This window comes from Flagellimonas amoyensis, assembly GCF_003058265.1.
In the GTDB taxonomy this organism is placed as follows: Bacteria; Bacteroidota; Bacteroidia; order Flavobacteriales; family Flavobacteriaceae; genus Flagellimonas; species Flagellimonas amoyensis.
The window spans coordinates 152,519-164,910 of sequence record NZ_QBUK01000002.1 but is presented as its reverse complement, the minus strand read 5'-3'; the positions used below and the strand labels follow the sequence as shown (position 1 = coordinate 164,910).

14 protein-coding genes and 1 riboswitch are annotated in these 12,392 nt (G+C 46.5%); of the genes, 3 read left to right on the top strand and 11 right to left on the bottom strand.

All coding sequences use genetic code 11. The features are described from left to right. Positions 1 to 46 precede the first annotated feature (46 nt). The 5 genes from arr to gndA all read right to left on the bottom strand — a co-directional run bounded on the left by arr (position 47) and on the right by gndA (position 3,848). A complete protein-coding gene (gene arr / locus DB398_RS03285) occupies positions 47 to 460 on the bottom strand; it encodes an NAD(+)--rifampin ADP-ribosyltransferase (protein ID WP_417935543.1) in 414 nt (137 codons plus the stop codon). A gap of 38 nt (positions 461 to 498) precedes the next feature. After that, the gene (locus DB398_RS03280; RefSeq protein ID WP_108422981.1) at positions 499 to 864 is read right to left on the bottom strand and encodes a VOC family protein; all 366 of its coding nucleotides are present in this window, start codon (positions 862 to 864) and stop codon (positions 499 to 501) included. Between the two features lie 147 nt (positions 865 to 1,011). After that, a complete protein-coding gene (locus DB398_RS03275) occupies positions 1,012 to 1,866 on the bottom strand; it encodes a ChaN family lipoprotein (RefSeq protein ID WP_108422980.1) in 855 nt (284 codons plus the stop codon). Between the two features lie 42 nt (positions 1,867 to 1,908). After that, positions 1,909 to 2,349, bottom strand: coding sequence for a DinB family protein (locus DB398_RS03270; protein WP_159076292.1), 441 nt, complete (start codon positions 2,347 to 2,349; stop codon positions 1,909 to 1,911). 89 nt (positions 2,350 to 2,438) lie between these two features. After that, positions 2,439 to 3,848, bottom strand: coding sequence for an NADP-dependent phosphogluconate dehydrogenase (gndA, locus tag DB398_RS03265; protein WP_108422978.1), 1,410 nt, complete (start codon positions 3,846 to 3,848; stop codon positions 2,439 to 2,441). 162 nt (positions 3,849 to 4,010) lie between these two features. On the opposite strand from gndA, the gene zwf reads away from it, so the two are divergent. Together zwf and pgl are read left to right on the top strand one after the other, a co-directional pair. Continuing rightward, positions 4,011 to 5,543: a glucose-6-phosphate dehydrogenase gene (gene zwf, locus DB398_RS03260; protein ID WP_108422977.1), complete on the top strand. Its 1,533-nt coding sequence runs from the start codon at positions 4,011 to 4,013 to the stop codon at positions 5,541 to 5,543. A 92-nt stretch (positions 5,544 to 5,635) separates the two neighbouring features. Continuing rightward, a complete protein-coding gene (gene pgl / locus DB398_RS03255; protein ID WP_108422976.1) occupies positions 5,636 to 6,361 on the top strand; it encodes a 6-phosphogluconolactonase in 726 nt (241 codons plus the stop codon). On the opposite strand, the gene DB398_RS03250 is transcribed toward pgl, so the two are convergent. Continuing rightward, on the bottom strand, positions 6,342 to 6,887 hold the full coding sequence (locus DB398_RS03250) for an acyl-CoA thioesterase (protein WP_108422975.1): 546 nt from the start codon (positions 6,885 to 6,887) through the stop codon (positions 6,342 to 6,344). The genes pgl and DB398_RS03250 overlap by 20 nt on opposite strands. Positions 6,888 to 6,936: 49 nt before the next feature. Here DB398_RS03250 and DB398_RS03245 point away from each other — a divergent pair, with 49 nt between their 5' ends. Beyond that, positions 6,937 to 7,326, top strand: a complete 390-nt coding sequence (locus tag DB398_RS03245; protein WP_108422974.1) for an endonuclease domain-containing protein — start codon at positions 6,937 to 6,939, stop codon at positions 7,324 to 7,326. 44 nt (positions 7,327 to 7,370) lie between these two features. Here DB398_RS03245 and DB398_RS03240 read toward each other — a convergent pair whose 3' ends face one another. The 5 genes from DB398_RS03240 to DB398_RS03220 are packed head-to-tail and all read right to left on the bottom strand — an operon-like array spanning position 7,371 to position 12,055. Next, on the bottom strand, positions 7,371 to 7,736 hold the full coding sequence (locus tag DB398_RS03240; RefSeq protein ID WP_108422973.1) for a 6-phosphogluconate dehydrogenase: 366 nt from the start codon (positions 7,734 to 7,736) through the stop codon (positions 7,371 to 7,373). 11 nt (positions 7,737 to 7,747) lie between these two features. Beyond that, positions 7,748 to 9,052: a DNA recombination protein RmuC gene (rmuC, locus tag DB398_RS03235; protein WP_108422972.1), complete on the bottom strand. Its 1,305-nt coding sequence runs from the start codon at positions 9,050 to 9,052 to the stop codon at positions 7,748 to 7,750. 40 nt (positions 9,053 to 9,092) lie between these two features. Next, on the bottom strand, positions 9,093 to 9,872 hold the full coding sequence (locus tag DB398_RS03230) for an ABC transporter ATP-binding protein (RefSeq protein ID WP_108422971.1): 780 nt from the start codon (positions 9,870 to 9,872) through the stop codon (positions 9,093 to 9,095). Continuing rightward, the gene (locus tag DB398_RS03225) at positions 9,872 to 10,903 is read right to left on the bottom strand and encodes an iron ABC transporter permease (protein ID WP_108422970.1); all 1,032 of its coding nucleotides are present in this window, start codon (positions 10,901 to 10,903) and stop codon (positions 9,872 to 9,874) included. Before DB398_RS03225 ends, DB398_RS03230 begins: the two co-directional genes overlap by 1 nt. Continuing rightward, positions 10,904 to 12,055 carry an ABC transporter substrate-binding protein gene (locus DB398_RS03220; RefSeq protein WP_108422969.1) on the bottom strand — a complete coding sequence of 384 codons (1,152 nt, stop codon included), beginning with the start codon at positions 12,053 to 12,055 and terminating at the stop codon, positions 10,904 to 10,906. Positions 12,056 to 12,110: 55 nt separating this feature from the next. After that, a riboswitch (cobalamin riboswitch) is annotated at positions 12,111 to 12,351 on the top strand. The last annotated feature ends 41 nt before the right edge of the window (positions 12,352 to 12,392 follow it).

Here is a 12,392-nt window from a genome sequence, read left to right as displayed (position 1 = left end):
ACATTTGTAAATGGGCTTTTTTTTATGGGTTTCTATGCTTTGGAGGTTATTCATCATTCAGTGAATCAATACCTTGGTCTTTTAATTGTTCAAGATGCCCCTTCATAGCATTGACCTGCTGGGGCGGATGCCCTTGCCAGATCGTGATTTCACCAACTACTTTGAAAGGATGGGTGGAACGATAGGATTTTGTCGGATTTCCAGGAAATTTCTGATCGGTCAAATCTGGGTCGTCCTCAATTTCCCCGGTGGGTTCCACCAGATAAATCCGCTCGTGACCTTCTCCCAAAGCGAGTTCGGCACCCCAGATGGCGGCATCCAAAGTAGCGGTCAGAAAGATGTATTTGGCATTTTTCCGTTGGCCAAAGTTGGAATTGTATCCAGGTTCGATGGTATCACCGATTTTAAGGTCAGCCTTTGTGCCGTGAAAATAGGTTTGGGCAAAAGGGCTTGGGGCCAGGTTTTGATGTTCTTTGTCTTGTTCCAATGAAATTTATCTTATCTTTTTTGTAGGTTGAACACGGTTCCCGCGGGATCTTGGATCCAATGCATGTTTTTGGGAATTTCCTCAATCTCGTCACAAGTTTCCACTCCGTTCTGTTCTAGGTAATTTGTTGCTTCTTCCACATCAGGAACGGTAAGCTGCAACCACGTTTCTGAGTGGGTGTAGTTGTCCACACAATCCAGCCATATAATATTATTGCCAAATTTCACCTCGTGTGTTCTTGAAACCGTTGGGTTGTCAATGGGCTTTTCTTCCACTTTCAATTTTAGAATATCCTTGTAGAAAGCAACAGTTTTGTCATACTTACTTTTTGGAATTTTTAGGGCAATATTGATTCCGGCTTCAAATTTTGGGGTCATTTGTATTTATAAGGTTTATGGCCACCAAGAGGAGCAAGGTGACGAGTGATTTTTTTGTTGGGATGGGATTAAAAAGTTTTAGATTTCTAAAAATACGGAATAATTCTCCTTATAAATGAAGAAGAATAAAATATTAGGAATAGCTGGTCAGTACGTAGTGGTCATGTTGCTGTCCACACAGATGACAAAGTCCGCAATGCCTATGTTTTCCTCATCCAATTGGTGAACATCGTCTTGCATGACGGTAGAAATGGTGCCGTATTGCAGGTCGGGTCGGTCTTTTTTCAAATACCAGACAATGCCTTCATAGTCGTTGGAGTGGTAGGCCCCGTTGTAGTGGAGGAACAAACTGCCTTCTTTGTAGTTTTTTAGCATGAAATGCGCCATGGTGGCATCTTTGATGGCCTGGGCCATTACTAGGGAAGGAGTGGCGTGCTCCCCCATCATGGCTAACATTTTCTTATATCCGGGCAGTTCAGGGTCGTAAGCAATCGGTAAGGGGGCTATCCACGACTTTTCCTCTTGGGTAAGGGTGTCCAAAACCTGAAAACCACCTCCTTTATAAACTAGGCTGGCATAGCGACGGGGCACATTGGAGGCCACGAAGACCAGTTTTTTGTCCTTGGCGAAATCCACCAAGGGAGCATAATCGGTTTTGTGGTTGTTCCACAGTCGAGCCGTGGAATCCAATGCCTTGTAATCGATGCTGCCCGCCAAATAGGCATCCAACTCATCCTGATTGTCGGCTTCCAGCATTTCGGCACCTAAGATCAGCGGTCTTTTGGCATACAGGTCGGAAGTCAACTCGTATTGCAACCAGTGTGCAATGGGGTTGTTGTGCAGTTCCCCGAAGAGCACCATATCCTTTTCCTCCAAACCCTTCAACATTTTTTCATAGGATACCTTTTTGCCCTTGGCGTTGTAGATGATATAAGGGGTTTTCTGAGCGAAACCAAAGGTTAGGTAAAGGATGCAGGCGAAAAGGGAGAGGAGTTTTTTCATTTTTTTGTTGTCAGGATATCAATTAAAAGTTAGTGCGGAGATTTATTGCTTCCACCAACCATTTTGCTTTCTAATGTAGACTATTTGTCCAGTGTGATAAGCGGTATGAGTGCACATATTGGCAATTTCACTGCCCCAATCATTGATTTGTTTTTCTGTTGCATTTTCAACCAGGGTTTCCCATTCGGTTTGTATACTGTCCAGCTTTCTTAAAGTTTTTACCCATTCTTCCTCACTGTACTTCTCAAAAGTCTCCTCGTTTTTGATATTTAAATCGGTAAAATTTTCGTTTTTGAAGGCCCTTAAGTTTGTTTCATTCCAAAACAGTAAATGGGAAGTCAACTCACTTATTGAATGATTTGTGGTGCTATCTTTCCAGCTTGCCTGTTCAAAAGTAACACCATCCAATGCCACCTTGGTCGGAGCAAACCATTCCTCCTGGGTATGGGTGTTTTTTAATTGTTGGGCAAGAAAAGCCTTCATTTGTAAACCATTCGGTTTACTGGAACAACTCATCAAGAGCAACCCTATGCCGAAAACAAATATCGATTTCACCATCTTTATACGAATGATTACTCTTCCCACTCCGTATGAAAAATCCCTTCGCGGTCCACACGCTCATAGGTGTGCGAGCCAAAATAGTCGCGTTGCGCTTGGATTAGGTTCAACGGTAATCGGCTGCTGGTATACGCATCAAAATAGGTGAGTGCATTGGAGAGCCCCGCCAAAGGAATTCCGTTCAAAGCTCCATAAGCAGTCATTTCTCTAGCCGCACCCACGGTTCCTTTTACCTTTTCCACAAAGGATGGGGATAGCAACAGGTTTTCCAGTTTTTCATTGGTTTGGTAGGCATCGGTGATGTCGGCCAACAAAGCAGCGCGGATGATGCAACCTGCCCTCCAGATCTTGGCAATTTCGCCCAGTTCCAGTTCGTAGCCATATTCCTTGGAGGCATCGGCCAATTGGTGCATGCCCTGCGCATAGGTGATGATAAAGGCAAAGTACAATGCCTGCTCCGCTTTGGAGATAAAATCGGCTTTGTCCACCGTTGTTGGGGTTGGACGGTCGTAAAGGTCATCTGCTTTTACGCGTTCTTCCTTCAAGGCGGAAAGTTCCCGCATGCTCACGGCCACATCGATAGTGGGCACAGGAATACCGAGGTCCATGGCGTTTTGCGAGGTCCATTTTCCGGTTCCTTTTTGTTTGGCCTTGTCCAGGATCTTGTCCACGAGTTCGCCATCGCCCAAATCGTCTTTTTGCTCAAAAATTTCAGAAGTGATCTCTACCAAAAAGGATTGCAATCGGCCTTCGTTCCATTTTGCAAAGGTTTGGTGCAGTTCTGCATTGGAAAGCCCGCCTGCTTTTTTCAGCAGGTCATAGATTTCCGAAGTCAGCTGCATCAACCCATATTCAATACCGTTATGGACCATTTTCACATAGTTTCCGGCCGATTTCGGACCCAAATAGGCCACACAGGGCTCACCTTTATATTTGGCGGAAACCGCCTCAAAAATAGGTTTTACATGTTGGTAGGCTTCTTTGGAACCTCCAGGCATGATACTTGGCCCTTTTCGGGCCCCTTTGGCACCTCCGGAAACCCCGGCGCCAAAAAAGTTGATGCCCTTTTCTTTCAAATAGGCTTCGCGACGGTCGGTATCCGTAAAAAAGGAATTTCCACCATCGATGATGATATCACCTTTGTCCAAATGTGGCAGTAGGCTTTCGATAACGATGTCCACCACTTTTCCGGCCGGTACCAACAACATGATCTTTCGGGGTGTGGTCAATGCATCTATGAAGGTTTTTGCATCAGTGGAGGCATTGACTTTGCTTGTATCGCCCCCTTCTTTGATCAAAGCTTCCACTTTTTCATCATCCAAATCGTTCCCAAAAGCGGTAAAACCATTATCGGCCACATTCAAAATAAAATTGCGTCCCATTACCCCAAGGCCCACAAGGCCAAAATCATACGTATCTGCCATCTTGTTTTTTTATCTTCTTTCGTTGTTAAGACAACCCTAAGGATGCCCTTTCTTCAATTACGAACCTAAAATAAACCTTATATTCGTGATGCTCAAAAATAAATGACCACAAGCTTGATGTTGGGTCATGGCAACAATCGACCAGCAAAATTTTAAGATACTATGAAGAAGACCGAGAACCAGATGCTCGTAATTTTTGGAGCGTCGGGAGATCTGACTGCAAGAAAACTGATTCCCGCACTGTTCAACCTACATTTGGCCAAACAACTGCCCAAAGGCTTTGTTGCGCTTGGGGTGAGCCGAAGTGATATGACTGATGAAGCCTTCCGGGACCGAGTGGTTTATGACAGCGATTACCTGAAGGATAAATTGAAGAAGTTGGACAAAGCGGAGATCAAGGAATTTGCGGACAAACTTTTCTATGAGGATTTGGGCGAAAGCTACGATACCGATTACAAAGGCTTGCGCAAGCGGGTAGAGGAACTAAAGGCAGCCCATGATACTTCTGGGAACATCATCTATTACCTTTCCACGCCACCCACTTTGTACGAGACCGTGGCACATAAGCTGGCCGATGCCGGAATGAACACCCAAAAGAATGGTTGGAAACGGTTGATCGTGGAAAAGCCTTTTGGCTATAGTTTGGAAACCGCCAAAAAACTGAACGAAGGCCTGCACCAGTATTTTACGGAACCACAGATATACCGCATTGACCATTATTTGGGCAAGGAGACGGTACAGAATCTCTTGGTGACACGCTTTGCCAACAGCATTTTTGAACCCTTGTGGAACCGAAACTACATACAACGCGTGGAAATTACCAATGCCGAAAGGGTAGGTGTGGAAAAACGAGGGGGTTATTATGACAAATCGGGGGCTTTGCGCGATATGTTCCAGAACCATTTGCTCCAGATAGTTTCCTTGGTGGTGATGGAACCGCCCATTGGTGCCGAAGCAGAAGAAATCCGAAATGAAAAGGTAAAGGCCCTTAAGTCGTTGCGTATCATGGAGGATGAGGAAACGCTCTACCAAAATACCATCCGGGCCCAATATGTGGGGTCTGTGGTGAACGGCGAGCCCATGAAAGGGTACCGAGAAGAAGAGGGGGTGGACCCCAATTCCACGACAGAGACCTATGCTGCCATCAAATTCTTTGTGGACAACTGGAGATGGCATGGTGTCCCTTTCTATGTGCGGACCGCCAAGCGAATGCCAACAAAGGTCACCGAGGTGGTGATCCACTTCAAGGAACCACACCATCAAATCTTTAAGGAGCCCGGCATGCACAACAAGGACAACAAATTGATCATCAGGATACAACCTGACGAAGGTATTTTGATCAAGTTTGGTGTGAAGGTGCCCGGACAAGGATTTACCGTGGAGAGGGCCAATATGGATTTTTATTATTCCAGTCTGGCCGAAACCTATGTGATGGAAGCCTATGAGCGCCTGCTGTTGGACGCCATGCAGGGCGATGCCACCCTTTATGCGCGTGCTGATGAGGTGGAAGCGGCTTGGGAGTTTGTGGACCCCATCCTCAATTATTGGCAAAAAGGCAAGGATGTGCGCATGTACGGCTATGCCGCCGGTGTCTGGGGACCCGAAAATGCTGACGAACTGTTCGAAGGAGATGGCTTTTGGCGCAATCCAGGGGAGAATTTGGCCGATGATCCTGGGTATTGTGTGATTTGTTGATTTCAATTATCAATGAACAATAAACAATTTTCAGTTTGGGATATCATTCTGAGCGCAGTCGAAGGAATGCTCAAGAACACAAGTAAGTTTAGATGGAAATAAAAATATATAAAGACAAAAACGAAGTCGCTGAGCAGTTCTCGGCCTATTTTGTGGAAAAGGCAAATGGAAAAGGAGCTTTTCATGTGGCCCTTTCCGGAGGGAGTACCCCCAAGATTGTGTTCGATGTGTTGGCCCAAAACTTTGCCGATAAAGTGGATTGGACCAAAGTGCATTTTTATTGGGGAGATGAGCGTTGTGTACCCCCAACGGATGATGAGAGCAATTACAAAATGACCGTGGAGCACCTTTTTTCCAAACTTGACCTGCCCGAAGGGAACATCAACCGTATTTTGGGTGAAAAGGATCCTGAAGGCGAGGCCATGCGCTATGCCAATCTTCTAGAAATCAACCTGGACAGGGTAGAGGAGGTGCCCCAATTCGATTTGGTGATCTTGGGCATGGGCGATGATGGACATACGGCATCCATTTTTCCCCATCAAATAGAGCTTTGGGATGCTGCGGACCATTGTGTGGTGGCCACCCATCCCGATTCTGGTCAAAAACGGGTGTCCATCAATGGAAAAGTGATCAATACGGCCAAAGAAGTGGCCTTTTTGGTCACAGGCGCATCAAAAGCGGAAAAAGTGGAGGCCATCATTGAAAAAACGCAAGGCTCAGAAATGTATCCTGCATCGTTGGTCCACCCAACATCGGGAAAATTGGTCTGGTTCTTGGATGAGGAGGCCGCGGCCCAACTCAATCAAAGTCCATCATAACATTTTCCCCTTGTAGAAACTCCAGAAAATCGTTCACCTTAAAATTGGCCGATTCGTACTTGCTGTCCCGTTGGTAGGCAGATTCTTTCCGTTCCTTGCTCCGGGCAAAACGTCGGATGTCCTGTTTGGTCTTTAAGATCAAACCGGGAACGGTCTTGTTCTTGCCGTCCTTTCCCTTGGCTACCATGGTAAAGTAGGAGGAATTGCAATGTTTTACCTCTCCAGTGGTCACTTTTTCGGATTCTACACGCACCCCAACCACCATGGAGGTCTTGCCCGTGTAGTTGATGGAGGCCTTTAGCGTGACCAGTTCGCCCACCTCGATGGGATTGAGGAAATCTACACGGTTCACGGAAGCGGTCACACAATAACTCTGGGAGTGTTTGGAGGCACAGGCAAAGGCAATCTGGTCCATCAGGTTCAGGATGTGCCCCCCGTGCACCTTGCCCCCAAAGTTGGAATGGGAGGGGAGCATCAGTTCGGTGATGGATACCCTACTTTCCTTGGACGACTTGAATTTTTTCATATTTTGTCGGGATTTAATCCCTTTTGAAAAGGAACAATGGCGGAATGAAATGATCATCAAATATAACCCAAAGCTCAAAGAACTTGCAAGACAATTGCGGAACAATGCCACTAGGTCCGAAGTGCTCTTGTGGCAGAAGTTGAAGAGGGACCAAATGCATGGATATGATTTTCACCGACAAAAGCCAATTGATGAATATATCGTTGATTTCTTTTGCAACAAATTACGACTCGCCATAGAAGTGGATGGGTATTCACATGAAATCTTGGAAGTTTGGGAAAAAGATGTGAAAAAAACCAAACGATTGAACGAACTGGGCATCCATGTCCTCCGATTTTCGGACCATCAGGTTTTGAAGGATATGGAGAATGTCCTACGGACGATAGAGGATTATATCTCAAATTTTGAGGCCACACCTCCCTCTACCCCTCCTTATTAGGAGGGAAGTTCCGTTCCCCTCTAAAAAGGGGGCAAGGGGTGTGTCTAGTTTCTAAAAAGAGGCGATTTTTCTTCCTGTACCTCCGTGATGAAATATTTGGTGTCGCCCAACCAGAAAAAGGTGGCGTAGCGTTCTTTGTAAGTGACCTTGATGTAATGGCCTTGGTATTCCTTCATCTTTTCGATGATTTCCTTTTCCTTGTCCTCCACAGAGAAGGAAAATACATTGGTGCCGCCCAATCCTTGGGTAATCTCTCCTTCCCAGGTTTTTACGGCAACGCCCCTGCGACTGAACTTGATGAGTTCCCCGGAGCGGTACCCCTCACTGAACGGGACGTAGTAAATAAAGGCAAAGTAAGCCGCTGTCCCCAATACAACGACAGAGATAAAAAGGATCAGGAATTTTTTCATGGTCAGTGTATTTAATCTTCATCGTCCTCTTGGGCGCGTTTCAAAATAGGCTCCGGCAGTGCTTTTTTGGCCTTGGCACCCATGGAGCGAAGCTTTTCGATACTTGTGATGATATTTCCACGCCCATCGAACAATTTGTTCATAGCGTTTTTGTATTCTCCTTTGGCGTCGTCCATCTTTTTGCCCACTTGCGTCAAATCACCCATGAAACCAACGAACTTGTCATAAAGTGCCCCGGCCTGTCTTGCAATTTCCATGGCATTCCGTTGCTGTTTTTCATTGCTCCACATACTGTCAATGGTACGGAGTGTGGCCAGAAGAGTGGAGGGGGTAACGATGACGATGTTCTGCTCAAAAGCTTTGTTGTATATGGAACTGTCCTCGTTGATAGCAATGGCAAAGGCAGGTTCTATCGGAACGAACATCAATACAAAGTCCGGACTTTCCATTTCGTACAGGTCTTCGTATTTTTTGGCGGAGAGCTGCTCCACGTGCCTTCTCAGGGAGTTGATGTGGTCCTTCAGGAATTTGGCCTTGTCCCCCTCATCGGCATTGGTGTAGCGTTCGTAATCCGTCAAGGAAACCTTGGAGTCCACTATCATTTTCTTGCCGTCGGGCAGGTGGATGATTACATCGGGCATCACCCTTCCGCCATCCTCCCGCGTGAAGCTTTGCTGTACACTATATTCCCTATCTTTTTCAAGGCCAGACTTTTCCAATACACGTTCCAACACCAGTTCCCCCCAATTCCCCTGCATTTTGCTGTCGCCTTTCAAAGCTTTGGTCAAGTTTTCGGCTTCTTGGGTGATTTTGAGGTTTTGGGTCTGTAAATGGAGCAATTGTTCTTTAAGGGCTGCATGTAGACCAAAGCTTTCCTTTTGGTTTTCCTCTACCTTTTTTTCAAATAGCTGGATTTTTTCCTGGAGCGGGTTTAGGATAAGTTTGATGTTCTTTTGGTTTTGCTCCGTAAATTTCTCGCTCTTTTCCTCCAAGATCTTGTTGGCCAGGTTCTCAAATTCCTTGGTGAACTTTTCCTGGAGCTTTTCAACTTCCTGTTTTTGCTCCACAAGTTTTTCAGTCAAATTTCCGGATTTGGCTTCTTCTTTTGCCAATGCAATTTCAAGTTCGGACTTTCGATTCTGGGTATGACTGAGTTCTGTTTTCAGGGATGTAATCTCTTGATGGGCTCTTTCTTCCTTATCATTCCAAACACTTATATCGGATTTAGTCTTCAGTTTTTGGATGTACATGCCCCCGAAGAGCCCAAGGGCCAAAGTGATTATTGCGATGATGACGTAGATCAATTCTGTACTCATGTAATGGTTTCTGAAGGATAAAGATAACGGATCACGGGCATTATTTGGTGATTTTAAATGAACCGGTCTTTGCATCAAACTGCACCATTTCCATCGGGAACAAACGCTCAAAATGCTTTTGTTCAATCAGTTCACAAGGGTCGCCGAAGGGATTGGTGTCCCCATCCAAAATCAGGATTTTGTCGCACAGTTGGATGGCAAGGTCAATCTCATGGGTGGAAAAAAGGATGGTCTTTTGCTGGTCGTGGGCCAACTGTTGCAGCATTTTCAAGATCTGTACCTTATGATAGAGGTCCAAATGTGTGGTGGGTTCATCCAAAATGATCACTGGGGTATCCTGGGCCATGGCACGAGCAATCAATACCCGTTGCAATTGCCCATCGCTAAGTTCGTGACATTTTCGGTGTTTGAGCTCGTTCAATAAAAAGGCATCCAGACTGTTCTGAACCTGTTTTTGGTCCTCAGGGGACAGGGTGCCCAACCAATTGGTATAGGGCTGTCTGCCCAAAGCTATGAGTTCTCCAACAGTAAGGTTTTTGGAGGCAGGTGGTTCGGTCAACACCACGCTCAATTTTTTCGAAAGGCCGGAAGGGGAGTGGTCTTCCACATTTTTTCCTTCCAGTTGTATGCTTCCGGATAGTTTGGGTTGGAACCTTCCCAAGGTACGGAGCAGAGTGGATTTTCCTATGCCGTTGACACCGACAATTCCACACAACACCCCTGGTTCCAAAACAAAATGGATGTCCTTGGCCACGATTTTTGAGCCATATCCGATGGACAAATTCTTGGTTGAGAGGATGGTCTTACTTTTGTTTTCCATCAGAATAGCATTTTGCGTTTTCGGACCAAGAGCCATATGACCACGGGGGCACCCACCAAGGAAGTAATGGCGTTGATGGGCAGTACATTGGCCGAATTGGGCCATTGTGCAATCATATCGCAGAGCAGCATCAATATGGAACCGTAAAGGAACACGGCCGGCACCAACACTTTGTGTTCCATGGTATCAAATAGCTGTCGGGTGAGGTGAGGGACGGCCAAGCCCACAAAGGCTATAGGTCCGGCAAAAGCTGTAATGCCACCTGCCAATAGACCCGTCGCTATGATGATGATGAACCGGGACCGTTTCAGGGAAACTCCCAGACTTTGTGCATAGCGTTCCCCCAAAAGAAAGGCGTTCAATGGTTTCAATGAGATGATGCTGAGCAAGATGCCCATCAAAACGATGCCCGTCAACAAAAGGATTTGCTGTGGACTTAGGTTGCCCACACTTCCGAAGGACCAGAAAATGAAACGTTGGAGGTTTTCTGCACTGGAAAAATAAGCCAGGACACTCACAATTGCGGAGGTGATGCTGCCGAACATCAACCCGATGATCAAAAGCGCCATGGTGTCTTTTACGCGTTGCGCAACCACCATCACCACGGCCAACACCAAAAAACTGCCGATGCTGGCTGCGAGGGCCAAGGAAACATCGCCCAAAAAAGACAAAGAACCCATCCCGACGAACAATGAGGTTCCCATAAGCAAGAGTGCGGCCCCTAAACTGGCCCCAGAACTGATGCCCAGTACAAAAGGCCCTGCCAATGGGTTACGGAAGAGGGTCTGCATCAAAAGTCCGCTCAGCGAAAGCCCACCGCCCACCAAAATGGAGGTGAATGCCTTGGGCACCCGAAAGTCCCAGATAATGTAGTTCCAGGTATCCACTTGGGCAGCGGTGCCCGAAAGAATGGAAACCACTTCAGAAAACGGAATATTCACTGACCCTGAACTGATGTTCAGCAACCATGCGAGTACCAAGGCGATGCCCAATAGGACAAAGGAAAGGCGATATGGTGCTGTTCCCTGCATTTACTGTAGCGGTTTGATGAATCGGAGTTCATGATCGGGCAGCAACCCTGGGTGCAAAATGGTGATGAGATCCTTTAGGACCAGATCGGGCCGTTGTGGGGCCAGTTCATAAAAAACAAGCCCTCCTTTGGCCCCTTTCTCTATTGCGTTGGAATAAATTTTCTTTTGGGTGAAGGCCTTAAACTGTTTGTGGTGTACGTTCACGCTTTCGAGTTCTTCATATGATGTTTGTGATGATGGATTGAGCCAAAAATCGGCTTGTTGGGCCTTTTCCAGTACAGATTCCAAACTCAGACCGATACTTCCTGTTTCTTCGGTGTCGGCCCAGAGATAGTCGGCATTGGCATCGTTCAGGAACTGGGCCATCCAGCTTTGCCCCCCGGCCACGTACCAAACATCCTTGTAGAGCCCACCAGTGAGGACCGTTGGCTTTTCTGTTGCTTTTTGGGCCAATTGTTTAGCCTGTTGGTAGGATGTTTCGATGTCATTGAAAATACGATCTGCTTGCTGCTCCTTTTGAAAAAAAGGTGCAAAAAACTTGATCCATTCGGCTTTGCCCAGCGGCGTCTGCTCCACCCAATCTCCGTTGTAAACTACAGAAATACCTGCATTTAGTAGCGTTTCGTAGGCCTTGTTGGTGTCGTTTATCCCAAAACCCATCACCACTTCGGGTTTCATGGCCAAGGCAATCTCGGTATTGATGCTTTCGTTCATGCCCAGTTCCTTGATTTGACCATTCTCCACCAGTTCCCTGGCTTTGGGCGATGAGATAAAATCCGTATTGGGAAAGCCGACCACCACATTCAGCTCGTCCAATGCTTCCAAGGAGGGAATATGGGTAGTGGAGGTGATCACCATTTTCTCCACGGGAGTGCCCACAATGGCATCGTAAGTATCCCTTGGAAAGGTCATGACCGCCAATTTTTCCTTGGGGACCAGGGCGTAGGTAAACGATTGCTGTGCTCCGGGCCATGGGGCCGTGACCTCAATGATGGTGACCTTATTTTCCGAATGCACGGTAAACCCTTTGGCGTGCCGGATGTTCTGGTCTTTTTTGAGAGGGGTTTCGGTAAGGGGAACCTTCTTTTCGCCACATCCGATGAGCATCAAAAAGGCAAATATGGACCCTATGTAAAGCTGTTTTCTTCCCATGGACCCAAAAGTAAGATTAATTCACTTTTGCAGAAAAAGATTGAACAGAATGATTACTTTCGCGCTGAATTTTGGTTCGTGCAGGGCGTTTTCCTGTACGATTAAAAGGGAATCCGGTGCAAATCCGGAGCTGTTCCCGCAACTGTAAGTCTTGCCAAAACCACCTGTCTGCAGACAGGCTTTTTGGCACCCCTTTGGGGATGTTGCTTTCTTCAAAACCACTGTCCAGTTTATGGGATGGGAAGGTGTTGCAACAGATGATAAGTCAGGAGACCTGCCCAATTCAAACAAACAATGTTAAACTTTCGGGATAAAAGTTTACGTATGGAAACCATAC